This window comes from Roseiflexus sp., assembly GCF_057785375.1.
Genome location: NZ_JBYNRX010000007.1, coordinates 1 through 25,838, shown reverse-complemented (window position 1 = coordinate 25,838; position 25,838 = coordinate 1). Strand labels below are relative to the sequence as shown.

Sequence of the window (25,838 nt, the reverse complement as noted above, 5' to 3'; positions counted from 1 at the left end):
GCGAGGCGAGAGGTGCGAGGCGAGAGGTGCGAGGCGAGAGGTGCGAGGCGAGAGGTGCGAGGCGAGAGGTGCGAGGCGAGAGGTGCGAGGCGAGAGGTGCGAGGCGAGAGGTGCGAGGGGTGAAGGTGGGAAGGTTACAGGTAGAGGCGTTGCACCGCAACGCCTGTGGACTGTCACCACTGGACGACGGGCATACTCCTGTTCTTCACCCTGCCCGACGAGTCGCCAGGGTCAGACGCAGAACGCGAGTAGTGACAGTCACGACGGGGCGACAGGGTTCTCGGTTCTCAGTTCTCAGTTTTCGGTTCTCCTACCCCCTGACCCCCTCCACCACATCCACCGGTCCCCCCGCAACTCCATGCAACCGCACCGCCACACCCCGGTAGAGTCCCGCAGCAACGACGGCAGCGACGCCATAGAACAGCGCTGCACACGCCATTGCCACAGTAAACGTGCTCGCCATGCTGACGATGATCACGAGAGTTGAGCCGACGACCGAAAAGACGCCGTTCATCCCCCATGCCCATGGCACCAGATCCGCGCCATGCGTGCCGAGTTGCCGTAGACCGGTTGGGAACGGCATGCCCATGAGCAACGCAAGCGGCGCAATCATCAGCACGCTCACCGCCATACGCGCGGCGTCCGGCAGGTGCAGCAGCGCCCGGAACAGCGGCGGCAGCGCCGCAATGTACACGCCAACGGCGATGACGACTGCAATCAGCGCCATGCGCAGGTGGGCGGGACTGTCGATCCATCGGCGGCTGAGCAGGCTTCCTACCGCCGAGAAGAGCAGCATGCTGAAGATCGTCGTCGTGATGGCGCTCGTGGGATAGCCGATGAACAAGGTAAACCGCTGGATCAGCACAATCTGCACGAAAATGTAGCCAATTCCCAGGGCGCTGAAGTAGACCAGCATGGGGCGCGCCAGCGGCGACTGCAACCCGCGCCGGTTATGGCGCCACAGCGGCGCCACAATGAACGCTGCCGCACTCGCCAGCGCAAAGCCGGACATGACAATCAGAATGAGATTCCCTATCGGGAAGCGGTTGAGTTTGCCAGTGAACGCCTGGTCGAAGGTCAGATGACTCCACTTAAAGTAGTTGTAAAAGAACGGATTGTCATCCGTCACCGGGAAGATGTTGAACTGATACGCCTCCTCGAAGGCGCGCGGATCAGGCGCGTAGAGGTACTCCGCATACGCGGTATTGAGCTGCTGCAACGGATCGTGCAGCATGATGAATGCATTAGCATCCGCCCATGCCCGCAGCCGCTCGATTGCTTCCGGCAGAAACGGCGACGGCGACACCAGCAGCGTCGCCTGAGTATTCGTGTCATTGGCGACAATGGCGATGTGTGCGGCAGGATCGGCGATGCCGCGTCGCCGCAGCGCCTCGGCAGCCAGCGCCGTGATTCGCAACATTTCGCGCGGCGGTTGATCGACATTGCGCGTCCAGGCAAAGACCCCCTGCGGATTGAGCCGGTTCAGGATGAGCGTAAACGAGTCGACGGTGTAGAGATAGGACTCGGAAAGGACGTATGCGCCGCCGGAAAGCGCCACCAGATTATCGAGACCAATTCCCTGGATGAGGTCATAGGTGGCGGCATCGCGCGTCAGGAAACTGCGCCCTTCTGCAACGACAATCCGCGTGGAGGGATGCCCGGCGAGATTGCCGCTGAACTCACGATACGGTCCTTCCAGCAACTTCACAACGTCCGCATTCAATTCGATGGCGGTAATCTGCTGAGTGCCGTACAATCGCGCCAACAGAATATCGAGACCGCCGCCGACGCCGATCTTCAAGGCGGTGTCGTGCTTCAACCCCATCTGGTACGGCGCACTGATGATTGCGTGGTCGAGGAAGCGGAAACGTTGGAGATCTGCGTCCGTTCCATCAAACCGGTACATGCCGGTCATCGAAGTGCCGTCAAGCGTTACCAGTTTCAGGTCGTACAGCGGCGCGCGCTGAAACTCGTCGCTTGCCAGATACACCTTGCTGATGCCGCCGACGATCATCGGCTCCTTCACCTGAATGGTCGGCATCACATCAACGCGCCCCACCGGGTTCCAGCGCGTATACTCCAGGCGCGCACTGAAGTGTTGCTGCGCCCATCCAAGTTCTTTCGAGCCGGGCACCGGCAGATGCAATGGCGTCCCAAAGAGGAGCCAGCCGACCAGCGCAACCTGACCGGCGCTCAGCATGGCAGCGCCAATGCGCCAGCGTCGCCACAGCGCAATGCCAAACAGCCAACTGCCTGCCAGCGTAAGCAGCGCCGTCAGCACAATTGTCGCCGGACCGCCAATCGCCTGGATGACCCACACGATCGCCAGCGTCGCCACACCCGCTCCCAGCATGTCGGCGAAGTAGAGGCGATGCGCTTCTTTGTGCCACAAGGTAAACACGCCGGAAACAATCAACCCGCCGAGGAAGAATGTCGTGAACAATCCGGCAAAATAGAGCGCCAGACCGATCAGGGTTTGCACAATCTGGCTGCCGCGCAACGGATCAATGGCGACGCTGCCGATAATCGCCAGGTTGAGCAGCACCGCCAGACTATACACAACAACGAGTTTCCCCAGCCGGCGCTCAAGCTTCGCCGCGTCCCACGCGCGCACCGCCAGAAACGTGCCGGACGCGCCGCCGCCAAGCAATGCCACCCCAATGATCAGGTAGGTAAAATGGTGCCAGATCATGATCGAAAAGATGCGAGTGAACGTCACCTGCAACGCCAGAATACTCGCCGTCACCAGCGCCAGCCCCAGATACCTGCGCCAGGAAGAATGTTGAACATTCGTCATAGATTAGGTCTCCCTCTTCTTTAATGTATCGCCCACTCCACAGGCGCAGATGCGACCCTGCCGAGCGCCCGCCGGATCAGAGCAGCATCGCTCGACTATTTCATGACAACTCGACTGAAACAACTCCTGACGATGCTGTGATGAGCGACGCCAGCGTGGCGGAGGGCGCACCTTTCTGCGGGTGCAGTCATGATTTGACAGGAACCACTGCGGTTCTGGCAGACGGCGCCTGCGCGGACGTAAACGCCCGCGCTGAGTGGACGAAGCCCCGCTGACGCGGGGCTGGCGCGGTGCGGACGCATGCGCCGGAGCGAGGGCGCGACAGCGCCCTTCGTGCGCGCCGCCCGACGGTTCAGCGTCGGGCGGCGCGGCGGGTTGCCGCCTGACAATTCATGCCTGCACCCCCTTTCTGCCAGGATGCGATGTGCCCTGGTGCAGCGACTCGCGGAGTCGTTGCTGCACGCTGAGAAAAGTATCGTCTCTTTGGATTTCTTTCCGCCCATTTGGTCAGACGCAGACCAGTCTCATGAGATTCGGGTTTCTCTTCGGTATTTCTGTGAGGATACCGTTCTGCCACGCCTGAAGGTAACGCTCTGGCGTCGATCGTCACCTCCGCCAATCTCAGGATGTGGAGTTTTTTCAAACGCGATGAACGTTTTCCTCGTCCAGAAGCCTTTCTCTTCCTCACCCCCCGCTCCCTCTCCAGCGCTGCTGGAGAGGGGGCATTGAGGCATTCTAATACCCAAGAACGGACGGTTCAACATGAGGGCTTGCCGGAAAATACACCCTTGCAGCGCCGAACGGCGCGAAAGAGAAATATCGCAAAAGCGACCGCTCTCATTTCCCTCTGTGCCCTCTGTGCCTCTGTGGTTCAAAAGAGCAGGCATCACAGCGCGGAGCGGCGCGCAATATCGCACAGGCGACTGCTCGCATTTCCCTCTGCGCCCTCTGTGCCTCTGTGGTTCAAAAGAGCAGGCATCAAATCGCCGAATGGAGCACCGCAGTTACCGGTAATACGCCCGCACCTGTCTTCGCCCCTCAGCCAGCGCCGCTGCGCCATAGGCGACGCCCCCAACACGCTTCTGCTCGGCGCTCGCCGGCACACCATTGATGGTCACCTGGCGCAGGGGACGCTGGCGGTGCTCCAGCGGCAGCAGCAGCGCCAACGCGTGCTGTGACTCGGTACCGACAACCGTCTCAAACGTCAATGCGCCTTCAGTTTCATCCCATGTCAGGCCACGCATCTCCGCCTGGTCACGCATCTCGGTGAATGCCAGCCATTGCTCGGCAGACATGATCGGCACACTGTGCGATGCGGCATACTCGAGCACCCGGTCGAACCAGGCGCTCACCATCTCCGCCTTCTCGCCGCCAAAGGCGAACGGGTCGATATGGCACTGCAACCCGAGCGCCGATGGATACCGCTCCACTGCCGCATCGATCTGCCGACACGCAATGGCAATCGCTTCGTTGACATCCACCCCCATCTCATAACCGGTGTCGAATACTCGCATCAGATGCTCATCGACAATGTGCGTATGCTGCTGGTAGACGCGCAACAGATTTCCCTGCTCATCGACGAAAGGCATCGACAGTCCGCTGCCGGTCAGATACCCGTGAACCCAGCACCCATCCGCGCGACGCACGAGCGGACCGCTATGGTAGTGGTCGAGGCTCATGCGCAGACCGTACTGCGCCTGCACCCGCGCCGTCTCAACCCATCCCGACCAGAGCACCCGATGGGTGCGCACGGTCGGCTCAGCCGGTCCGTACCCCAGTTTGATGAAGGTGTTCCAGTACTCGTGATACCCCTTGCCAACCCCCTGTTCGACGTAGGGATGCAAGCCAAATCCATGACCACTATCGCGCCAGCGCGCCACATCTTTTGGTGTCGGGTACCCTGAGTCGTCGGTGAAGACCGCGCCGGCGACCGGCAGTTCCGCTGCCCACCAGCGCACCCGGCGCAGTGTCCGCGACCGATTGCTCATGGGCGGCGGGGCATAGTAGACCGAGAGCGCACCGTCGTACCGATGCACCAAGTCCAGCGCTGCATCGATGTGTGACGCCAGCAGGCCATGGGCATCGCCAGTTGCCACCAGCACCGCAGCAGCGCCAGCCGGCAAATACCACAGACGCGGCAGCGGCGCGTCACCCGCCAGCGCATGCACCATGGTTGCAAGCAACCGCTGCTGTTCGTCCGCCTGTGGAATCTCGATGCGGTCGAGGTCGATCCACTCCACGAACAGGTCAACCGTCCGAACCCCTTCCATCCCGTCGCGTTCCTGGTTTGCCGCTGCCGGATTCCCCTGACGGATGAGGGCGATGTTCCAGGGCAGATCAAATGCCCAGAGTGCGGCAATACCTTTCCCGGCGCGCGCCACCGTGACGGCGGGGTAGGATGTCCGGCTGCCGTCACGGCGGGCTATCCAGGCAATTGCCTCGGCGCCGGACAGTTCGTATTGCGCCATCGAGGTATGGACCTGAAGCGCCTGCGTGACGATGCCCTGTGCGAGCGGATGATCGGCGACTGAGAGCAAGCCATCGGTCACCTCACCCCCCAGCGCACGCACGCCCATGAGGCCGGCGAGGCGCGAATCGGGACGGAACGCGATCAGATGCCCGCCATTCAGCACATACGCGCGAAACAGATCGGCGGCTTCTGCGGGAAGCGGACCGGCTGCCAGGAGCACGAGCGGAAACTGCGCCAGTAGCGCCCGATCAAGAGCGTCAAGGCGCGCCATCCGAAACGCCACAAACCCTTCGGCGCGCAGAATGGCGCCGAGATACGCGCCAAACGACGGCTGCGCCCCCGGATTCGTCACCAGCAGGATAGGCGCGTCCGGCACTGGTTTGCCGGCAACCGGCGTCTGAAAGACCGACGACTCGGAGTAGGGCGGGGGAAGCGGGGCGTTGGCGACGGCATATCCTGTTGCGCCAAGCGCCCCCGCCGCCGCCGTACACGCACACGTCTGCAGGAAGCGACGGCGGGAGATGATTGGGCGATGTGGGCGTTTCGTCATAGCCATTGGTAGGAATTAAATCCGGTATGCGGGCTTGCGAATAAATGCGCGCCTGTGGGCCTCCGGCCGGCCACCCGCTTGCGCGGGGGGGACAGCGTCGGCGCAGGCCGACGCCCGGCGCGCACACGCCCCAAGGCGCGGTTTCAACCGCCAGCCAGGGTATGCCGATTTTAGATGGTTAATCTTCATCATGCCCGCACGAGCGCGCCTGCCGGGGACGACGCAGCGCAGCGCGGCAGGCGCGTCGGGGCAAAGGCCCTACGACACCGCCGCAGTCTGCACATTCTCGGCGTTCGTAGCGGCTCCCGGCACACCGTTGCCGCTGAGGTCGCGCGCTGCCAGACCCTCGCGTACGCTCAATTCCGCCAGTACGCGCGCCAGGCTCCAGGCGCTCACCAGTTGCACGCCGGTCAGCACCAGCAGCGCACTGACCACCGGCGCAAACCACGACACCTGCAATGCCGGGTTGGTCAGATCGAAGGCGACCGCAGCAATGTAGATGACGATACCCAGCAGAACCGCCACCATCCCCAGCCACCAGTAGTGCTTCTCGATCTTGCGTCCATTACCGCGCGGACCGAACATGCCCTGCCGGATTGGGCGCTTGTGGAACAGCGCAACGATGTAACTGAACGACGTGCCGGTAGTGTACAGCGTCACACCGGCGACCGCCAGCACCAGCGCGCCGAACAGACGCGGGAAGGAGACGACCGAGTCGATGCCGAGCGCCTGCATGCCGAACGCCAGCGCCATCAGCACCACGCTGAGGAGGAGCAGCAATGCGCCGATGCCGCCAAAGATCCGCACTGGATTGTAGGTCAGCGCCGTCCACACAATGCTCTTGAAAAAGCGCAGCCCGTCGCGCACCACGCTCAGTTTGCTGCGCCCGGAACGCTCCTTATACGGGATGGGCACTTCGACCATGCGCAGGTTCTCGTGCAGCGCGCGCGTGCTCATCGCCGGCGTGAAGTCGAGCGTATCAGGCAGCGGATAGAGGACCGGCAGCGCTTCGCGCCGGATGATCCGCTGGCCACTGGCGCTATCGCTAATGCGCACACCCGCGACGAGCGAGAGCAGGTTGGCGAAAATGAAATTTCCGATACGTCGCACCAGCGGCATCTCGCTCGTCGCACCCGCCATGCGGCTGCCGATCACCAGGTCGGCGCCATCGAGCGCCACTTTGCACATCTGCGGAAAATATTCCGGCGGATAGGTGCTGTCCGCATCGAGAAATCCGAGCAGATCGCCGCTCGCCGCCTGAAAGCCGGTCTTCAACGCCCCGCCGTACCCTTTGTTGGGCTGTTGAATCAGACGTACCCGCGGCACATAGCGCCGCACAATCTCTGCCGTGCGATCGCGCGAACCGTCATCGACTACAATACACTCCAGCGCATCGACGCCGTACTTCGGCAATTCAGGCTCAATCGCCAGCACACGCTCGACAATCGCCGCAATCCCATCTTCTTCGTTATACGCCGGGATCACCACCGATAAGGTTGTCATACGCCTGATTCCTCCTCACACGCACCTGTTCCAACGCGCCGTCAACGACGCGTCCCAGGCATATCCACGTTGTCTCACTGCCAGAGATCGTGGCATGGAGATATGACAATCGGATGACGCCGGGGGAAGTGCGGCGTGAGGGGTGCGTCAGATGTCGGATGCGTCACCACCCGGTAGAGGCGATAGGCGCCATGTTCAACCACCAGATGAGCACAGGGGCTGGCGATGATGTCGTGATACATGTTTGTCCACGCGCCAAAACCGCCTACCAGGACGTAGTCTGGAGACGTGGGGAGATCATCTCTCACCTTCTCAGGCAATTGCTGGCGGAGGATCAGGTGACGGGTATATTCATTTGCAACACGTGTCGACGGATAGCTGCGAAGACGCCAGGGACGATCACGGCAAGCCAGCCTGCCCTGCGATAGTACAGTCGATCTAGAGCCAGGATTACTCCCAATGCAACAGGAATGAGAATGAGCGCCTGCGACTTGGTAATCATCGCCAGGCCCCAGGCAATGCCGCTCAATGCCCAGGCAAGCGGAGCATGCGCTTCGCGCTCCAGCGAACGAAACCAGATCAGAAGCCCGAGCAGCATGAACGCGAGCGCGGGAACCTCGCCCAATGTCTGGCGCGCCATCGGCACAAAACTGGCATAGAGGTCGTATGTGCCTGCCAGCAGCAACAGTGTCGCCAGCACGGCGCCGTGATCCCCGGCAAGCCGTCGCGCCACAAGAACAAACATCACAACAGCCAGCGCTGCAAACGGAAGCATGATCATGCGCGCCAGCCAGATACTCGGACCAAGTATGCGGTAAGCGACAGCGATGGGAATGATAACGGTCGGTCCGGTCTGGATCGCCGGATCGAGAATCCGCGGACTGTCCGGGTCTGGCAATGCGTACAGGCCGCTTCGCGCAAGCGTAGCGGCTGCGCCTGCATTCAGGCCCTCGTCAAACCAGGGATGGGGGTAGAGTGGCTGATTGATGCACAGAAGGCAAACAATTGCCAGCACGCCAGCAGTCAGCCCAACCAGACGGTAGAATGGTAAGCGAAGATTGAGCGCCATAGCGTTGACGTCACAACGCCACAATGCTGTTGAAATGGCGCCATTGCCCCATCGGAATACGAATCAATACACCGGAACCTTCGCCGGCGCCACCGGCTGGCTGCGCAGGTCGCGGACGATGCGCGCCGGATTGCCGACCGCGACGCAATAGTCGGGCACATCGCGGGTCACGACCGCGCCCGCGCCGACGACGGCATTTTTCCCAATGCGCACGCCATCGAGAATAATCGCGCCGCCGCCGATCCAGGCGCCGTCTTCGACCGTGATTCCCTGACAGGTGATCCCTTGCAGGCTGATCGGTCTGCTGGTGTCGTGGTACACGTGGTTCACCGCCAGCATTTGCACCAGTGGCGCCAGAAAGACGTCGTCGCCGATCGTGATGCCTCCCTGCCCGCGCAGGATGCACGCCTCGCCGATCAGAGACCGGGCGCCGATTCGAATGCCGGCATGCGGCAGATCGCGGAAGTTGTACACGTGGAGAATGGCATTCTTCATCACATAACTCTCGGCGCCAATCGAGATGCCGCCAGGACAGGCATGCAGATAGACGCCGTGGTCGAGGTACACGCCGCGCCCGAGGCGCACATTGTCGGCAAATCGGATGCGCACGCCCTCCTCGATGGCTGCCACGCCGTCGATGTGCATTATCGCGCGATACACGACTGCGCGTACCCCAATCCCGACAATCCCCGGAATCCACCCGGCCGCAGCCTGGACGACCTGTTCCCAGACATACCGGCTCATCGACGACGACTGGCGCGAAAGATAGAGGTTGACCTGTTTCATGGCTGTCTGCTGCGTTTACGGCTTCTGGCGCCGCGCACACGATGAGATCGCGCTCCTGTGGAAGACACCGCTGGCGTCTGATGCTTTTTATGCTCACGTTGAGGCTGTTTAGCCTCCTGTTGTCCAGGTGTCTGTGCTGCGGCAAGCGCATCATCAGCAGCCGTGCGCTCTATCTCGCGGGCTGAGCCTGTCGCAGCCCGCCGTTCTTCCGCGCCCGACAGCCCGCCATCAGCAACCGTGCGTTCAGCGCCATTCCTCCAGTGCGCTGGTGTGTGATCGTCGCTTTGCGGTGAAGTATTATCGCCCGCGTTTTCGTCCGTTTGCCGCATGGCGTCATTCAGCGGCGTAACGAGCACACGCTCCTCGTTCGCATCAGGCACAGGCGGCGGCGTGAGAATCACATGCTCAGCTTCGGGCATGTCGGATGTATCGACATCAAAAACGATCGGCGCTCCGGCAGGGGGCGAGTGCGAAGCCCCACCCACATGACCACGCTGAGCGGAAGCGTCGGCGCCGTTGCCCGATAGATCCGGCAACGCAGGAGATCGCTTCCAGGGCCAGGCGCCGAGCAACGGTCGGCGAACTGTTTCGAGCGCAGCTGGTTCGAGCAGCACTGCGCCCATCAGATGAGAGCGCTGGTCCTTCTGAAGGCGCTGTTTGCTCTGCACCAGTATGTCCTGTTCATCAGCCGCCGGGTCCACAACGACAACCACGCCATCCACGTGAGGCGCCAGCAATGCCGCATCAGGTCCCGCCATCGCCGCCGGTCCATCGAAAATGACAATGTCGGCGACACTGGTGAACAGGTGGGTCAACTCGTGCCAGCGGCGCGAACTCAACATCGCCGGTTGGGCATCGAGGGTCGGCGCCACCGGAAGAAATGCAACATTCGGCATTGCCGAAGGGACAAGGCGCTTCCGCAACTCCTGGTGATCCCCGGCGCCAAGGCGAGTCCACGGATGACCGATGTCGGGATCGGCGCTCAGCAGGCGTGACAGGTGCGGATCGGTCGGATCGGCATCGACCAGGAGAACGCGATGCCCCGAACGTGCGAACAGATCGGCGAGATCGGCGCTGACTGCGCTGCGTCCCTCATTCGGATACGGGCTGGTCACAAGCAGCGCATGGATCCCCTCTTCACGCGCTGCCAGCATCAGGTTCGTCTGCACCCGACGCATGGCTTCGATCCGGCGCTCTGCATGCACATCGGCGACAACCTGGATCGGCGGTCCCTTTGGAACGCTTCCAAACACCGGCAGATCAATCCGGTCACGCACATCACCAGGACCGCGCAGCTGCGGATCGATCCGGTCCAGCACATACGCTGCCGCCACCGCAATGACGAATCCGCCCAGACCGGCGAAAAGCACCGTCAGGTTGCGCCGTGAAGGCAGCGGAGCGGCAGGCGGCTCCGCCGGCTCGAACGGCGTCAGCACATTGACCACGCTGCTGTTCTTGAATGAAAGCAGGCGATTGTAGGTCTCCTGCTCCTTGCTCAGACTCGCCTCGAGTTGCATCAACGTCTGGTTGATTTCAGCAAGGTCGCTGGCAGAGACGACCTGCTGGCGGCGGAATGTCGTTTCTTCGATGCGTGCGCGCAGATCATTGAGGCGCGCTTCGCTCTCGCGCAGTTGCTGCTCGATCGTCATCTGCTCGGCAGCGACTTTATCCGGAGAGGTCGGGCTGTAGGCGATCAACTGATCGGCAATCGCATTAGCGATGGCTGCGGCGCGTATCGGGTTCGAGTCGGTGACGTAGATTTCGAGCAGGTTTGCGCTCGGCACCACCGACGTGCGCAGCATGTGGACGGCAATCACATCCCAGGAGAACGGCAGATTCAGTTTCTCCTGCACCGGTTGAAGGATGCGCTCGCGTTTTGCCAGTTCCCCGTAGAAACGCCCAAGCGACGACCCCAACTGCAACTGAATCGGGTCCGGTCGCTGGCTCTCGAGCGTATTGCCGATCATGAGCGTGGCGCGCGCAACGTAGTAACGCGTTTCGGAGCGGCTAACAAAGAAAGCGACGCCGCTCGAAAGCGGCACTGCAATAAGAATGATCCACCACCAGCGCAAGACGGGGCGTAGCAGGCGAATCAGTTCTTGCGGGGTTATCATCATAGGCAGTTGCTCCAGACCAGCCGACTGGCGCTTTCCTGGACGATCTCACTGAACTGAAAATAACGGCGCTCCAACCACGCGCTCGTAGAGCGGTTGCGCCATGCCTCGCCGCGCCAACGCAATTTCTTCCTGGTGCATGATCCACGCGACCGCACCCAAAAGGTCATTGGCGATATGTTCCGGCGGATGTTGCTGCATCTCAGGGCGCGCGATCTGTTGGGCGCCACGCCCCGTGCGCACCAGTATACTACGTATTCCCATTGTGCGCCCGGCGGCGATGTCGCTCCAGGCATCACCGACCAGATACGCACGTGAGAGATCGACGTTCCACCGGCGCGCAAGATCGCGCAGCATACCAGGATGCGGCTTGCGACAATCGCAGTTCTCGTGATCGTCGTGCGGGCAGTAGCGGATGTCGTGGATCTGCCCGCCGTGCAACGCCACCTGCACCTGCATATGCGCGTGAATATCTTCGACCACGCTTGCCGAAACGATGCCGCGCCCGACAATCGCCTGATTGGTGATCACAAAGACGCGAAAGCCGGCAAGGTTGAGCCAGCGCAATGCGGCCAGCGCACCCGGCAGAAACACAAACTCCCGCCACGATTTCACGTGATCGACGCGGTTTTCGTTGATGACGCCGTCGCGATCCAGGAATACTGTTTGCATGGCTGCGCCTTTCAACCGAACAGGGTTCGGATTGTTGGTTTCATCGTGGTCGTGCGTCGGATGAATGTCAGGGTCGCTCCAACAGCCTATTCGTTCCAGTTGTAGGGTGAGTTGAGCAGGTTGGTGTGCAGGAGAATACGCGCACCCTCAAACTCGAAGGCAAACCGCACCTGGATCAACCCCAGACGTTCGAGTGCGGCATGCACCGCTTCCTGGCGCTCTTCACGGCAGTAGATCATCAGAAAGCCGCCGCCGCCGGCGCCGGTGATTTTGCCGCCGCTGGCGCCCGCCGCTATCGCGGCGGCGTAGGCTTCATCGATGGCGCTGTTGGAGATGCCGCTGGCGAGTTGCTTCTTGTGGCGCCAGCTTTCATCGAGCATGGCGCCAAAATCGTCGAAGCGCCCCTCTTCGAGCGCCGCCTTGATCTGCCATCCGAGTTCCTTGATGCGATGCAGCGCTTCGACCGTTTTCCCGCTGCGCTGCTCGCTGCGCTCCCGCTGCTCGCTGAGGATCTCGCGCGCCTGGCGGGTGGCGCCGGTGTAAAACAACATCAGACGCCGTTCCAGCGTGCGAATGTTGCCGACGTTCATGCTAAGCGGCGTGACTTTCACCCCGTCAGCGCTGAACTCGAAGCAATTGAGGCCGCCAAACGCCGCTGCATATTGATCCTGCTTGCCAATCGGCGCCTCGAGACGTTTCGTTTCGATGTCGTATGCCGTCTCCGCCAGTTGGCGCTTGTTCATCCCTTCGCCTGCCAGCGTGCTGCAGATGTTGCACAGCGTCACCGATACGGCGCTCGACGATCCTAATCCTGTTCCAGGCGGCACCTCCGACGCAATAAAAATGTTGAGCGGAACACGCAGGTTGAAGTGCTCGTAGATCACCTGCCCCATGCGCATTTCGAGACTGCTGCTTACAGCCCGACCATCGACCGGCACCTGGAGGATGCTGTTGCGGTAATCCGCAGAAATCACCTGGAACGTGGCATCGAAGTTTTTGGTCACGATACCGTAGATGTACTTATTGATCGAAGCGCTGACGACCATACCGCCAAAACGCTCGTAATACGCCGCAAGATCGGTCCCACCGCCGCCAAAACTGATCCGTACCGGAGAGCGCGCAATAAGCATTCCCTATCTCCTTGCCTGCAAGAAGCGCCGATTGCAGCCGGGAAAAGAAACGAAAGAAACTGCGGCTGCGCGAGCCGCAGCATCTCCACTGGTCTCCACTGTAGCACGAGGCAATGAAGCCACGGTAAACAGTCGTGCAGCAACGATGACAATTTTCTTACACGCCGTTTGTGGCGCATACCGGGATGTGCTACACTGAGTGACATATCACACATGTCCCCGGAGGCGGAACGTGGCGCGGGTCGTTGCAGTGGCGAACCTTAAAGGCGGCATCGGCAAGACGACGACGGTCGTCAATGTGGGCGCAGGGCTGGCGCTCAAAGGGGCGCGCGTCCTGCTTGTTGACACCGATGCCCAGGGAAATCTGGCAATGGCATTGGGTGTTCATCCCCGCCGCACGCTCTACGATGCCCTGGTCGATGGCGCTCCCGTCGAACGTTGCATCATCGAGGCGCGCCCCGGCCTCGATCTCCTGCCGGCAGACGCGACCCTGCTCGGCGCCCAACCGATTATCGCGCGCCGTCCCGATTGGAGCCGGGTGCTGGCGCAGGCGCTCCAACCGGTCACAGGCTCGTATGATTTTGTCCTGATCGACTCGGCCGGGTCGCTGACGCCGCTCAATGTCAATGCCCTGGTGTGCGCCCACGATGTGATTGCGCCAACAACCGTCGAGCATTTCTCGGTGAAGAGCCTGGAGTTGCTCATGGCGCAGATTGGGCGCATTAAAGGCGGCGCCGGGCATGTGCGCATGATCATTCCCACAATGTACGATCCGCGCGTGCGACAGTCTGGCGAATTGCTCGCCATGCTCCGCGACCGTTATGGCGACCGGGTGACACCGCCGGTGCGCGTGAATGTGCGACTTTCCGAGGCGCCCGCGCAGGGCAAGACGATCTATGAGTACGACCCGCGATCCCGCGGCGCCATCGACTATGCGCTACTGGTCGAACATATCAGCCGGGCGTTCGGCTTCGCTGCTCGCCCACAGCCGCCAGCGCCGCCGCCGGACCCGGCGCCCGCGCCGTATCGTCCGGTTTCGACCGCCGCCCCCGAGACCTGCCCGCACTGTGGGAAAGCGCTGCAGCATACGAGCCTGGCAGGCTACCGGATCAGCTATTGCGCCCAGTGCCGCTACAAGAAACAGGAGTTGGTCAGGGATAGGCAATAGGTGTGAGGTGTGAGGTGTGAGGTGTGAGGTGTGAGGTGTGAGGTGTGAGGTGTGAGGTGTGAGGTGTGAGGTGTGAGGTGTGAGGTGTGAGGTGTGAGTCCCCCGTGGGCGCCCTCCGCAATTCGCATCAAAAAGGAGTTATCGCATGGGAGTCGACGATTTTCGCGCCGAGGCGCGTCGTGCGCTGGAACGGATGCTGGAAGATGCCCAACAGACCGATGAGCGCGAGGCGCTGATCGAACGGTATACCGACGAACTAACCATCCTCTACGGGCGTCATGCCCACGCCCTGCTGACCGAGGTGATCGAAGATGCGCGCACGCGCCTCGATGCGCGCCTTTCGCCCGATCCAATCCGACAGATGATCGCCACCGTGCAGACGACAGTCCAGGATCTATGGAACGCCCTCTGGGGTCCGGGAGATATTCGCCGGTAACCTTCAGATGATGCGGTGAACTTCGATAATCTGATCGTGTCCTGGTCCGACCGACACCATCCCCAGTCGCGCACCGACAAGTTCACATAAGCGTGCCACGTATGCACGCGCCTCGACCGGGAGTTGCTCGAAGCTGCGCACTCCTGTGGTGGACGTCTGCCATCCGGGAAGTTCCTCATAGATTGGTTCAACCTGCCCGAGAATGAACGGGTTTGATGGCGGATGATCGAGTTCGGTGTCGTGACGCCGGTAACCGACGCAGACTTTGATGCGCGGTAAGGTATCGAGCACGTCGAGTTTGGTGATCGCCAGGGTGTCGATGCCATTGACCCGCACCGCGTAGCGCGCCATGACGGCGTCGAACCAGCCAACCCGCCGCAGGCGACCGGTGGTGGTGCCGACTTCCGCCCACGGCGTTCCCAACTGGCGCAGTGTGGCCGCCGTCTCGTCCTCGACCTCGGTAGGGAATGGTCCTTCCCCCACGCGGGTCGTATAGGCTTTGCAGACGCCAATGACCGACGACAGGCGGGCGGGCGGAATGCCGCTCCCCTGGCACGCGCCCGCAGCGCCCGGCGGCGATGACGTCACATACGGGTAGGAGCCGTGATCGATGTCGAGCAGCACCCCCTGAGCGCCTTCGAGCAGCACCGGCAGATCGCGGTCGAGCGCGCGCTGGATGATCGGGTGAACATCCGTGATATGACGCTCAAGTTTGCTGCCGTATTCGAGATACTTCAGAAATGTCTCATGGAGCGAGAGCGGTTGCGCGCCATACCACGTCGTCAACATCTTGTTCTTGACTTCAAGCGCCAGGCGCAGGCGCTGCAAGAGGGTTTCCTCGTGCAACAGATCACCCATGCGAATACCGATCCGCATCATTTTGTCGGCATAGGCGGGACCAATCCCGCGCCCGGTTGTGCCGATTTTCGCCTCACCGCGAAGCGACTCATCAAACCTGTCCTGGAGCACGTGATACGGCATGATCACGTGGGCGCGGTCGCTGACGAAGAGTTTGGCCGTCGATATGCCGCGCGCCTCGAGATTGGCAATCTCTTCCAGGAGAATGGCGGGATCGACCACCACGCCGCTGCCGATGATATTGACAATCGCCGGATCGAAGACGCCCGACGGAACAATATGAAGTTTGAAGGTTCCGTGGCGATTGACAACGGTGTGACCGGCGTTGTTGCCGCCGCCATAGCGAATGACGAGCCGCGCACGCTCGGCGAGCATGTCGACGATATGCCCCTTCCCTTCGTCGCCCCATTGGGCGCCAATTACTGCGACGACGGGCATTAGCGAACTCCCTTCTCTACTGCCACTTGCAACGTATGATATGATAGGCTTCAGTATTGCGAGTTACGCGGCGATCCACCGATGAAGTTGCGCAGAAAGCAGATCTTCGCACCCGGCAGTGTCACAGTGCATCGCCCTGGCGTGTGTAGCAGTCTGCTCCTTCGTGCGCACCATTGCGAATCTGGCGTTGTTCAAATGTTCGCCATTCGACGATACACAGGGGTGCTCACTACGCAGCGCTTCCTGTCAGGCAACCGCGTACATCGCATCGATGCACATCTTCTCCAGACGCTATTATAGCCGGGTTTCAGAGAAGTGCATGTTCTGTCGGGTGCGGCAGGCGTCGACCATGCCGTTGTTGATGGTGTTTATGTCAGGCGCACCATGTTCTGGGGCAGCGGCAGTGCGCACCTTCAGATTTACCGTGTGTGTTGGGAGCGCGTATAGACTCCGCCAGCACATGTGGTACATTTCGCGCTTCTAAATTCACCACAAAAGAGGACAAGTAACTATGGAAGTCGCTGCTATCACGATTATTATCCAGCTGATCTTCCTCGAAGGCATTCTGTCAATCGACAATGCCGCCGTGCTTGGCGCAATGGTTGCCCACCTGCCGAATGATCGCCCGATTCCGTGGCCTCGCCCGCTGCACTTTCTGGCGGGATGGACGCAGCGGGTGCTGGGATATCAGCGCGAAGCAGCGCTCAAGGTCGGCTTGCTCGGCGCATACATTGGTCGCGGGTTGATGCTGGCGCTGGCAAGCGTTATCATTCACGTCCCCTGGCTGCGTATCATTGGTGCGGCGTATCTGGTCTACCTGGCGTTCCACCACTTCGCCGAACTGTACCACGCTCACCACGCCGAAGCCGGGCACGACGAAATCCCCCGTGTGCGCGGCGGGTTCTGGCCCACCGTGCTGGCGATTGAACTCGCCGATCTGGCATTCAGCATCGATAACGTGATTGCAGCCGTGGCGCTGTCGGACCAATTCTGGGCGGTGATGCTCGGCGTGGCGATCGGTATTCTCGTCATGCGCTTCGCCGCTACCATTTTCACCCGCATGATCGCCTGGGAACCAGCGCTGCAAACCGGCGCGTTCCTGCTCCTCCTGGCGATTGGTGCAGAACTGCTGGCGGAAGAGGTATGGCATGTACACATCGAAGAAATGACCCAATTCGCCATTTCCGCCAGTATTCTGATCCTGACCGTGGTTGTCGCGCGCACGCCGCTGCGGGTTCCAATCCAACTGGCGGCGCGTCCCCTCAGCTGGCTCTCGGCGATGATCCAGCTGCGCATCGATACGGCAGTGGCTGTAATGGCCGGTTCGTTTCGCCGCAAGGAACATTCGACGGAAACGGATTCGCTGTAAGCGTTATGTCGCCCATCGTACTTGAATGACGCCAAACGGCGCGACCATGTCGAAGACGACGTAACGGGCGCCGTTCGCGTCTTCGATGGTGTACTCCTGCGCTGCGCCGTTCAACGCCACGCTGATCGGCGCGGTGACGCCCTCTGGCAAGGGTATGCGCACGCGCATCCGTTCCCCCGATCCGGTCGCCTGCAGTTCGACGCCGCCGCTCATCCGGCGCCAGCGGTAGGCGACATACCCGTCCGAAGCGGCATATCGCGCAACTGCCTGCACGCTGTCCACATCGCGGGTGAAAATCCAGCGCGGGCTGAGCACGACATTGCGATACAGCGCCTCGCGATCTTCGATGCCTGCTGCGCCCTCGAACAGCGCGCCGAGCATCGCCGATGCGCCCCATCCGTCGGTCGGCAGCGTGTCTTCGCCGGAAATGCCTGGATTGCCTGCCGGATAGTACCAGAGATACGTTGCGCCGGTGGTGCTGATCAAAAAATAGTAGCGGTGCAGGATCTCGAAGGCGTAACGCTCTGCGCCATACCGGAATGCGCCCCGCGCCAGTTCGCCGCCGACCAGCGGCATCAACCCGCCGTTGACATACTCGCCGGGGCGCTCGCCGGGACGACCGGCAAGCCCGAAACTTCCCTCTGGAAATGGCGGATCGATGCTGTACCATTCGGCAAATGTCTCGCCACGCTGCAATCCGCGCTGAAAGTACTCATCGACGATGGCGCGCCCCTGACCAGGGCGCAACACGCCGCGGTTGAGCGCATAGGCGTTCGACAGGCTGAGTTGCGCCGCCTCATCGACGCCAGGAGCGTCGAACGGCGCCAGCGGCACAAAATGGGTGAAAAAGCGTCCATTCCAGCTCAACGCATTCAGCCGGTCCATAATCCCGTTCGCCTCCGCGCGCCACTGCCGCGCCAGCGACGGGTTGCCAACCCGCTCCTCGATACGCGCCAGCAATTCGAGGGCATGCGCCAGACCGGTATTGTCGCCATGGAAGATGCCCCAGATCGTCTGGTCATCAATCCAGTGACGCGGCGCCGGTTTTCCGGTGGTGGGATCGGTCGTTGTGGGACCATAGGAAAAATCCCACGTGTCAATCGTGTACGGACGCTTGATGAGACCCCGTTCGGCATCCCAGCGCAATGGATCGCTCATGGTGTAGCGCACGGCGCGCCGCAGCGCGTCGAGATTGGCTCGCAGCCAGTCGTCATCGCCGGTCATCTGCCAGGCTTCATACACCGCCTGAATGAACAGGTACTCGACATCCGCCTCGACCTCTTTGCGCAGGGGACGCATGACCCCCAGTTCAGGGCGCGCCAGAAAATCGGGGAAACTGCCGTCAGGCCGCTGCGCACGGCGGAAGGCGTCGATCAGGCTGGTGACGTCGGTCTCGAAGTAGCGAAACCCGCGCGCCTGATACGTATGATCGCGCAACCAGAGCAGCGGGTTGTCGGGCGAGCGATACCCGCGCACTGGAACGCCGTCGAGCGTGTATTCCAGCACGCACTGTTCCATGAACCGACGGATCATCGGGTAGAGCGCATCGAAGCGCTCCTGACCGGTCACCAGCATCGTTTCGGCGTCGAGGGTGTACAACCGACTCGCACCGCCGGCGATTGCGCCATCAATAACCACAAAGGCGCTATGGACGCCAAGAGCGCCTCCCGGTAGCGCATCCACGCCTCCCGCACCATCGGCTATGGTGACATCCCAACGCCCGATCAGGCGCGCCCGCCCGTCGTAGAGATGCACAGCGGCATGCCCTGCGTATCCCGGCACGGCGACCTGAATCCGAAGCGGTGTCAATGGCGTCGCAGCCGGCGGCGCCGTCAGCATCGCGCGCCACGCCGAGGCAGGCAGGCGCGCGAGATCGGCTGGCAGACCGTTCGCCCAGCCTGGCGGCAGCGGGAGCGCAGTCGGACCACCCGAACGGAACGTGATCAGGCCACGCTCACAGACTTGCGTCGGCGCTCCGTCGAGCAGGATCGGCTTGCCTACCGGTCTTCCCAGAGCAGCCTCGCCGCCGGCGCGCGCCCAGTAATCAGCGAACGCATCGGCAGTTGGCGGCACGGTTGCAATCGGCGCAGGCGACGGCTGCGGCGTCTCAACAGGCGATTGCGGCGGAACCGAACAGGCAGTGGCGACAACAAAGATGAAGATAGGAAGAAGATGTTTCACGACGATGCCCGAGAACCGAGAACCGAGACCCAAGAACCAAGAACTGAGAACTGAGAACTGAGAACTGAGAACTGAGAACTGAGAACCGACACCAGATTGCGGTCAGTCAGACACGATGTTCAAACGTTCGTTGGGCAAGGCGCAACGGTCAACTGAACGCCTTGGCATCAGCAGCCCCAACGGGGCTTTCACGTGCGGTGCGCGCCGTCGAACCGCCTGCGGTGCGCGCCGTCGAACTGCGTCCTCAGCGAGGGCGTTCGCCCGCAGCGCCCCGGCGTCCTGCTGCGCGCCCCGGCAATAATGGTTCTTGAATACGTATTCCGCTATCCACTCGTCCGCCTGGCGGCTGAAGCTGCGGGCTACTGCTGCAAAACCCGCCTGCGCAGGCTTAACCGGGCGATACAGGATTATGTTCGCAACCACCATGTATTGTCCAAATGATCGCGCATGAGTACAAGAACCGACACCAGATTGCGGTCAGTCGCACAAGGGATCACATGTCACATCGAATCGCGCCGCCCGATAGAACGACGATTGTAGCACGTCTTCTGGCAGCAACCGAACCAACCAGGCGCGCAGACTGCACAGAACTGGATTCGCAATCTGCGCACCTGCGCCAAGGCGCCACGAGGTTTTTGTCACCCATGCGGTGCGGGCGCGGCGTTCCGCTTCAAAGCGGCGCAGAGCAAGGGGGTAATCCGTTTCGGCGCGCAATGATCGCGCCAGGACATACGCCGACTCGATTGCCATGCACGCGCCCTGCCCCATGTTGGGAGTGGTGGGATGCGCGGCATCGCCCAGCAGCGTGATGCGGCCCTGCGTCCAGGGTGTGAACGGCGGAATATCGTAAATATCGTTGTGCAGGATCGCTGGTGCGGGTGTGGCTTCCAGCAGATACCGGATGGGATCGTGCCAGTCGCCGAAGATCTTCAGCAGGCGCATTTTCCGATCCTCTGGAGAAGAGGCGTCTCCTGCCGGCTGATTGTGCGTGGCAAACCAGTAGACTCGTCTGCGGTCGATTCGCACCATGCCGAATCGCGCTCCCCGTCCCCACGACTCGGACGTCAATCCCAGAGCGGATTCATCCGCTGTTTCAACGACGCCGCGCCAGGCAGTGTATCCTGAATAGCGCAACCGGATATTGGGAAACATCTGTTTGCGAACGACCGAGTGAATGCCATCGGCCCCTATCAGGAGATCGGCGCGAGCAATACTGCCATTCTGAAACCGGGCAACGACCGAGTGGGCATCCTGTGTGAAACCGGTGCATGGCGCGCCAAATCTGAGCGTGCCCGGCTTGAGCGCATCCGCAAGAACGCGATGGAGCGCCGCGCGATGGATCGCAATGACCGGTGCGCTGCAACGGGCTGCCAGTTCGTCCAGGTTGGTTTCGTACAGCGCATTGCCATCCGCCGCCCGGATCTGCGAGCGGGTCAGTCGCGCCCCTGCGGCAGTGACCGCTTCCCCCACGCCAAGTGCGTGCAAGACCCTTATGGCATTCGGCCACAGCACCAACCCTGCGCCGGCATCGCGCGGTTTGGCGGCGCGTTCATACACCACGGCGTCAATGCTGCGCTGTTGCAGGGCAAGTGCGGCGCATAACCCGCCGATGCCGCCGCCTATGATGATAACGTTTGTCATGATATTGCCGCCAGATTTTCCTGCGATATCTGATCTTCGATAGAGATGTCAGCCACGCATGTGTCTTGTACGCATCATACAACGAAATACGCGCAGGGTCTTCCGTCCAGAGCGCACATGCTGATGTCGTCGCAACATCAAGCCTGCTCATTCTGCCGGACGGAAAACCCTGGGAACCCAATAGTTGCGAGACGATTACTTTTGGACAGGACACCTCTACTCAAATCACTGGATCAAGGAGTATCATGCAGCGGTAGAGGGATGACTCCGCCTTGAATGCGGCAGGGTCATCCCTCGTGTATCATCACCTCTGACGCAACCGGCGCGGACAGCGATGCGTCGTCACTTTCGGCGACGCTGTGCGGCGGGCAGAGACGCAAAGACGCGCTTACTCAAAATCGGCAATGTTGCCGAGGTGCAACGTCAGCACAGACAAGGAGGCTTTCCCGATGTATGTCGAAGCAAATCGTGCGATCGCGCGATATGTCGCCGAAGCCGCATGGAACCAGGGTCGGCTTGAAGTCATCGACGAAGTGTTCGCCCCCGGATTTGTCAATCATGACCCATCGGCGCATCAGGTGCGCAATGCGAAAGCGCTCAAACGCTGGATCGAACGCTTACGCACCGCGTTCCCGGATATGCACATGACGATCGAAGACCTGATTGCCGAGCGCGACCGGGTCGCGGTTCGCTGGAGCTGGACCGGTACGCACACGGGATTCTATGGGTCAATTCCGCCAAGCTACAATGCGGTCACCCTCCAGGGAGTGACGATCGAGCGGTTTGTGGAAGGCAAGATCGCTGAGGCATGGTGGAGTTATGACGGTTCGGCGATGATGCTACAGATCGGCGCCTTCCCCACGGTGATGGAAGTGGGACGGTAATCGAACCGCAGATGCAAAGAGCCACGCCAAGGCGCTTAGCGAAGTCACGAACATGACCGTCGATGCCAGAGGCCACCAGGAAACCGTATTGGGCCAGACCAGCAGATTGGCAGCCTGAGCAAGGGTCAACAACAGAATAATCCGGCGGACCACAGATGAAGGAACACCAACAGCGGCGCTGGCAATCAGCGCCGCTGCCGTTATCGTCACCATGTACTGCGGGCTGAAGACGCGGTTGAGCAGCAGGAATGTGGCCGGCGCCAGCGCCGCCAGCGCTATCAGCCGCCACACCGGGAGCGACGATCGTAATGCGTTCAGGATCAGCCCCGCCAGCGCCATACTCTGAACAGCAATCGCTATCCCCAGGAACACTCGACCTGTTTCGACCGAACCCCACGGCGCCGGCAGGCGCGACCAGTACTCCGGCGTGCTGAGCAGGAACGCCGGGAACCAGAGGCTTTCCCCGGTAATGGCGCGCCCGCCCTGTAACGTGTATGGCGCCAGAAAACGTTCCCAATTCATCAGAGCAAACGGAAGAGACATTGCTGCAACTGCAACCGCCCCGCCTGCTGCAAATGCCAGCAATGACGCAGGCGCGAACGTGCGGCGTGAGCGCATCAATCCAAGCGCCAGCACAGGCGCTGCCAGCCACGGCGTCCACTTCAGCGCGCCGCCAATGCCAAGCGCCACACCGCTCCAACCCATGCGCCGTTGTGCAAACGCCGCCAGCCCCAGCGCCAGAAACGCCGTTGGCAGCGCGTCGTACTTGCCGTGCCAGAAGGGGAGCAACAGCGGCGACAGCGCATAGAAGCACGCTGGCGCCGCTGCGCTGTCACTTTCTTCTGCTGCACGGCGCTGAACACCCACCTGCCAGATCGCCCAAACGATGAACAGGTCGGCGGCGGTGTTCAAGAGCGGTAATGCCAGCGCAAAGCATTCACGGCTTGCAGGGAGCGCCAGCACTGCCCACGGGATCAGCGCGCCAGAAGGATACTCGACGACCGGCAGACCCAGTTCCAGCGTGGCGCGCCCGTAGTTGTAGAAGAGTTCGACATCTGGATCGCTGCCGATCTCTCCGCTGAGCAGGCGCGCCAGGAGCGCCAGCAGACGAACCGCTAGCGCGATCCGCAGCAGGTCGGTCAGCGACCAGGAGCGTCCGGCAGCGCTCCCCATTCCCCATACGACGAGCGCCGCCTGTGCTGCAATCACCGGCACAACCCACCAACCACGCGCAATGCCGGCGACAAAGAGCGCATCGAGCGCCACGCCGCCGATGGCCGCCAGCCACGCGGGTTCCCTCCAGGTTCGCCTTTGCCGCTGCGGTGCGCGTCGCTCTGCGCGGATGAACAGGAGCGCCGCACTCCCCAGCAGAAGCGCATAGAGCGGCAGAAATGGCGCGGTGCGCGCCGGCAGCCAGACCCACAGCGCGCCGCATACCCCGATGGCAGCAAGTGCAATGGCGGTGTGCACCGCAGGGCGCACCCCCGGAGGCGCCACAAGCGCAGCCGCAAGACCAATCGCCAGCAACGCGAAGGTGTGCTGCACCGAGGGCAGTACAGGCGCACCGAGCGGCTTCGCTCGCGCCCGATACACGAGAACGCCGAGACTGCGGCGATCGCCGGGCGGCTTCCAGGTATCGCTCTGGATCGTTATGCGCATGGCATCCCCCGCCGGAAAACCGGGTGGATGCAGGAGACGATAGCGCCGGGGCGCATCCGACAGCGGAACGATGATCGAGGCGGCGCTGGTCGAGAACAACGTGGACGGTCGGGGTGCATCAGGTGGACGAGGGGCTGCCATCACGACTTCGATAATATGTGGACCGCCATATCCAGCAGCAGCGAGGACCATACCTGCATGTCCGTCCGTCCAGCGAAACGACCCATACCCATCACGTTCGCGCGTCTCAAAGCCACGGGCGCATCCGACATCTTCACCCGCGCCAACGTCGCAGAGCGGCGGACCGGCGCCAATGGCTGCACCCGTGGCCACCAACAGCGCCGCCAGTGCGATTACGAAGAGATGGAACCAGGAAAAGCGTTGGAGAGGCACAGGCGGCGCCTTCACCCGTCCAATGAACTTTTGCGGACACGCGCTCACGCAACAATGCGGTTTCGGAGGGCGCCGAGACCGGCAGCCTCGAGTTCGACCAGATCGTTGGGTTCGAGCCAGGGACCTCGACCGTCGGTCGACTCGAGGAGCGAACCGCCGATCGCACCACAGGCGATGATGTCGCCGGGGTACAACGTGCAATCCTGTGAAGCCGCGGCGATCATCTGCGCGAAGGTGTAGGTCAAGTCGCGGAGGTTGCCGCGCGACTGTTCGACGCCATTGACGCGGGCGATCACAATAAGATTGAAATGCCCGCCGTCAAGCGCGTATTCGTCCAGTTCTTCGGGTGTGGCAAGCCAGGGTCCGAGCGATGTGGCGGCGTCCTTGCTTTTGCTGAAGGCAAACCCTGCAATCAGTTCTTCGTGCTGAACATCACGCGCCGTCCAGTCGTTCAGCAGCATGTACCCGGCGATGTAATCGTTCGCCTCCTCAGGGGAAATGTTACGACCGGCGCGACCAATGACGCAGGCGACTTCGAGTTCGTAATCGAACGCCATCGTGCGCGGCAGCGGTATCTGCGCATCGGGTCCGTAGATGGCGGCGTGGTTGCCGAAGGTGAAGAGCGGGCATTCGTACCAGTAGTACGGCACGCCGCCCCCGTGAAGACGGGCAAGCGCAGCCATGTGCTGTTCGCTTGCCTCGAAGCAGCGCAGACTTGAAGGGTGCGGCAGCGGCGCCAGCAGGCGCGTTTCATCGAGCGGGATCAGCATCTCGACGCCGCCAATCGTCAGCGGTCCATACTGCGTGGTTCCCATGCGCTCGTCATCAGCGCCGCTGATCTGATCGATCACTGCCGCCACAATCTCCGCTGCCCCATCGAGACCCATACCTTCCGGTGTCCCTTCCAGCACATCGAGCAGACTCCAGGGAGGCGGAGGCGGATCGTCGAACACCAGCGGCGCTGCGGCAGCCAGGTCGATGATGGTGTCGCCCATCACCGCCCCAACGCGTGGTTGCCGGTCAATAAACTGAAACGTGACCAGACGCATGGCTTACTCCTTTGGGATGCACGGTGCGCGGATCATAGCCGCCGCCGATGCGAGTGTCAAGTCGAGGCCAGAGGCGGGTTCGCCGGAAACACGACCAGCCCGCCGTCTACCACCGCCGCCGGTGCGGGTGTCAAATCGAGGCGAGAGGCGGGAGGGGTTGCAGGCGGGAAGATTGAAGCGGTAGAGACGTTGCACCGCAATGGCGCGCCGTGATACAGCACAACGGCGCGAACCGTTGAACGTTGTACGTTCCGGGCGACATAGGGGCGCGCCCGCGCTCCGGCGCATGCGCCCGCACCGCGCCAGCCCCGCCTCAGCGGGGCTTCGTCCCCTCAGCGCGGGCGTTCACGTCCGCGCGGGCGCCGTCTGCCAGAACCGCAGTAGTCCCTGGCAAATCATGCCTGCACCCCGCCGCTCAGCCCGACGGTTCAGCCTCGGGCTGAGCGCACGAAGGGCGCGCCCGCACCGCGCCAGCCCCGCCTCAGCGGGGCTTCGTCCCCTCAGCGCGGGCGTTCACGTCCGCGCGGGCGCTGTCTGCCAGAACCGCAGTGGTGCCTGGCAAATCATGCCTGCACCCCGCCGCTCAGCCCGACGGTTCAGCCTCGGGCTGAGCGCACGAAGGGCGCGCCCGCAGAGCCGTTGCACCGCAACGGCTGGCGCGGTGCGGGCGC

General features: G+C 62.0%; 18 protein-coding genes. 4 read left to right on the top strand and 14 right to left on the bottom strand.

The features are described 5' to 3' along the window. Positions 1 to 310: 310 nt before the first annotated feature. The 9 genes from AC3EA7_RS01225 to AC3EA7_RS01185 all read right to left on the bottom strand — a co-directional run bounded on the left by AC3EA7_RS01225 (position 311) and on the right by AC3EA7_RS01185 (position 13,091). On the bottom strand, positions 311 to 2,797 hold the full coding sequence (locus AC3EA7_RS01225) for a spermidine synthase family protein (protein WP_488612200.1): 2,487 nt from the start codon (positions 2,795 to 2,797) through the stop codon (positions 311 to 313). 1,004 nt (positions 2,798 to 3,801) lie between these two features. After that, positions 3,802 to 5,823, bottom strand: a complete 2,022-nt coding sequence (locus AC3EA7_RS01220) for a twin-arginine translocation signal domain-containing protein (RefSeq protein WP_488612199.1) — start codon at positions 5,821 to 5,823, stop codon at positions 3,802 to 3,804. 252 nt (positions 5,824 to 6,075) lie between these two features. Then, on the bottom strand, positions 6,076 to 7,320 hold the full coding sequence (locus tag AC3EA7_RS01215) for a glycosyltransferase family 2 protein (RefSeq protein WP_488612198.1): 1,245 nt from the start codon (positions 7,318 to 7,320) through the stop codon (positions 6,076 to 6,078). Positions 7,321 to 7,394: 74 nt separating this feature from the next. Then, the gene (locus AC3EA7_RS01210) at positions 7,395 to 7,562 is read right to left on the bottom strand and encodes a hypothetical protein (protein ID WP_488612197.1); all 168 of its coding nucleotides are present in this window, start codon (positions 7,560 to 7,562) and stop codon (positions 7,395 to 7,397) included. Positions 7,563 to 7,654: 92 nt separating this feature from the next. Further along, positions 7,655 to 8,389: an ArnT family glycosyltransferase gene (locus AC3EA7_RS01205; protein ID WP_488612196.1), complete on the bottom strand. Its 735-nt coding sequence runs from the start codon at positions 8,387 to 8,389 to the stop codon at positions 7,655 to 7,657. 63 nt (positions 8,390 to 8,452) lie between these two features. Beyond that, positions 8,453 to 9,175: an acyltransferase gene (locus AC3EA7_RS01200; RefSeq protein WP_488612195.1), complete on the bottom strand. Its 723-nt coding sequence runs from the start codon at positions 9,173 to 9,175 to the stop codon at positions 8,453 to 8,455. Beyond that, complete coding sequence (locus tag AC3EA7_RS01195) at positions 9,172 to 11,292, bottom strand: polysaccharide biosynthesis tyrosine autokinase (RefSeq protein WP_488612194.1); 2,121 nt, start codon at positions 11,290 to 11,292, stop codon at positions 9,172 to 9,174. Before AC3EA7_RS01195 ends, AC3EA7_RS01200 begins: the two co-directional genes overlap by 4 nt. Before the next feature lie 45 nt (positions 11,293 to 11,337). After that, complete coding sequence (locus tag AC3EA7_RS01190) at positions 11,338 to 11,961, bottom strand: D-glycero-alpha-D-manno-heptose-1,7-bisphosphate 7-phosphatase (protein ID WP_488612193.1); 624 nt, start codon at positions 11,959 to 11,961, stop codon at positions 11,338 to 11,340. Positions 11,962 to 12,047: 86 nt separating this feature from the next. After that, entirely contained in the window at positions 12,048 to 13,091 is a 1,044-nt protein-coding gene (locus AC3EA7_RS01185; protein WP_488612192.1) for a GHMP family kinase ATP-binding protein, read from the bottom strand. 232 nt (positions 13,092 to 13,323) lie between these two features. Here AC3EA7_RS01185 and AC3EA7_RS01180 point away from each other — a divergent pair, with 232 nt between their 5' ends. After that, positions 13,324 to 14,259, top strand: coding sequence for a ParA family protein (locus AC3EA7_RS01180; RefSeq protein WP_488612191.1), 936 nt, complete (start codon positions 13,324 to 13,326; stop codon positions 14,257 to 14,259). 145 nt (positions 14,260 to 14,404) lie between these two features. Next, positions 14,405 to 14,695 (top strand): hypothetical protein, encoded by a 291-nt coding sequence (locus AC3EA7_RS01175; protein WP_488612190.1) that lies wholly within the window; start codon positions 14,405 to 14,407, stop codon positions 14,693 to 14,695. A 3-nt stretch (positions 14,696 to 14,698) separates the two neighbouring features. Here AC3EA7_RS01175 and AC3EA7_RS01170 read toward each other — a convergent pair whose 3' ends face one another. Further along, positions 14,699 to 15,991 (bottom strand): adenylosuccinate synthase, encoded by a 1,293-nt coding sequence (locus AC3EA7_RS01170; RefSeq protein ID WP_488612189.1) that lies wholly within the window; start codon positions 15,989 to 15,991, stop codon positions 14,699 to 14,701. A 511-nt stretch (positions 15,992 to 16,502) separates the two neighbouring features. Between AC3EA7_RS01170 and AC3EA7_RS01165 the strand changes: the two genes are divergently transcribed. Next, the gene (locus tag AC3EA7_RS01165; RefSeq protein ID WP_488612188.1) at positions 16,503 to 17,360 is read left to right on the top strand and encodes a TerC family protein; all 858 of its coding nucleotides are present in this window, start codon (positions 16,503 to 16,505) and stop codon (positions 17,358 to 17,360) included. A gap of 3 nt (positions 17,361 to 17,363) precedes the next feature. Here the strand turns inward: AC3EA7_RS01165 and AC3EA7_RS01160 are convergent, their stop codons facing one another. Both AC3EA7_RS01160 and AC3EA7_RS01155 read right to left on the bottom strand, forming a co-directional pair. After that, positions 17,364 to 19,541: a glucosidase family protein gene (locus AC3EA7_RS01160; RefSeq protein ID WP_488612187.1), complete on the bottom strand. Its 2,178-nt coding sequence runs from the start codon at positions 19,539 to 19,541 to the stop codon at positions 17,364 to 17,366. A 477-nt stretch (positions 19,542 to 20,018) separates the two neighbouring features. Beyond that, the gene (locus tag AC3EA7_RS01155) at positions 20,019 to 21,182 is read right to left on the bottom strand and encodes an FAD-dependent monooxygenase (RefSeq protein WP_488612186.1); all 1,164 of its coding nucleotides are present in this window, start codon (positions 21,180 to 21,182) and stop codon (positions 20,019 to 20,021) included. Positions 21,183 to 21,631: 449 nt separating this feature from the next. On the opposite strand from AC3EA7_RS01155, the gene AC3EA7_RS01150 reads away from it, so the two are divergent. Beyond that, positions 21,632 to 22,066: an ester cyclase gene (locus AC3EA7_RS01150; protein ID WP_488612185.1), complete on the top strand. Its 435-nt coding sequence runs from the start codon at positions 21,632 to 21,634 to the stop codon at positions 22,064 to 22,066. On the opposite strand, the gene AC3EA7_RS01145 is transcribed toward AC3EA7_RS01150, so the two are convergent. Next, positions 22,022 to 24,118 (bottom strand): glycosyltransferase 87 family protein, encoded by a 2,097-nt coding sequence (locus AC3EA7_RS01145; RefSeq protein WP_488612184.1) that lies wholly within the window; start codon positions 24,116 to 24,118, stop codon positions 22,022 to 22,024. The two genes, AC3EA7_RS01150 and AC3EA7_RS01145, sit on opposite strands and share 45 nt — an antisense overlap. A gap of 44 nt (positions 24,119 to 24,162) precedes the next feature. Then, positions 24,163 to 25,167: a fumarylacetoacetate hydrolase family protein gene (locus AC3EA7_RS01140; RefSeq protein ID WP_488612183.1), complete on the bottom strand. Its 1,005-nt coding sequence runs from the start codon at positions 25,165 to 25,167 to the stop codon at positions 24,163 to 24,165. Positions 25,168 to 25,838 lie beyond the last annotated feature (671 nt).

Bases quoted from the DNA above. Each gene is read 5' to 3' on its own strand.
- AC3EA7_RS01225 (WP_488612200.1), bottom strand. From the start codon at position 2,797: ATGACGAATGTTCAACATTCTTCCTGGCGCAGGTATCTGGGGCTGGCG.
- AC3EA7_RS01220 (WP_488612199.1), bottom strand. From the start codon at position 5,823: ATGGCTATGACGAAACGCCCACATCGCCCAATCATCTCCCGCCGTCGC.
- AC3EA7_RS01215 (WP_488612198.1), bottom strand. From the start codon at position 7,320: ATGACAACCTTATCGGTGGTGATCCCGGCGTATAACGAAGAAGATGGG.
- AC3EA7_RS01210 (WP_488612197.1), bottom strand. From the start codon at position 7,562: ATGTATCACGACATCATCGCCAGCCCCTGTGCTCATCTGGTGGTTGAA.
- AC3EA7_RS01205 (WP_488612196.1), bottom strand. From the start codon at position 8,389: ATGGCGCTCAATCTTCGCTTACCATTCTACCGTCTGGTTGGGCTGACT.
- AC3EA7_RS01200 (WP_488612195.1), bottom strand. From the start codon at position 9,175: ATGAAACAGGTCAACCTCTATCTTTCGCGCCAGTCGTCGTCGATGAGC.
- AC3EA7_RS01195 (WP_488612194.1), bottom strand. From the start codon at position 11,292: ATGATGATAACCCCGCAAGAACTGATTCGCCTGCTACGCCCCGTCTTG.
- AC3EA7_RS01190 (WP_488612193.1), bottom strand. From the start codon at position 11,961: ATGCAAACAGTATTCCTGGATCGCGACGGCGTCATCAACGAAAACCGC.
- AC3EA7_RS01185 (WP_488612192.1), bottom strand. From the start codon at position 13,091: ATGCTTATTGCGCGCTCTCCGGTACGGATCAGTTTTGGCGGCGGTGGG.
- AC3EA7_RS01175 (WP_488612190.1), top strand. From the start codon at position 14,405: ATGGGAGTCGACGATTTTCGCGCCGAGGCGCGTCGTGCGCTGGAACGG.
- AC3EA7_RS01170 (WP_488612189.1), bottom strand. From the start codon at position 15,991: ATGCCCGTCGTCGCAGTAATTGGCGCCCAATGGGGCGACGAAGGGAAG.
- AC3EA7_RS01165 (WP_488612188.1), top strand. From the start codon at position 16,503: ATGGAAGTCGCTGCTATCACGATTATTATCCAGCTGATCTTCCTCGAA.
- AC3EA7_RS01155 (WP_488612186.1), bottom strand. From the start codon at position 21,182: ATGACAAACGTTATCATCATAGGCGGCGGCATCGGCGGGTTATGCGCC.
- AC3EA7_RS01150 (WP_488612185.1), top strand. From the start codon at position 21,632: ATGTATGTCGAAGCAAATCGTGCGATCGCGCGATATGTCGCCGAAGCC.
- AC3EA7_RS01140 (WP_488612183.1), bottom strand. From the start codon at position 25,167: ATGCGTCTGGTCACGTTTCAGTTTATTGACCGGCAACCACGCGTTGGG.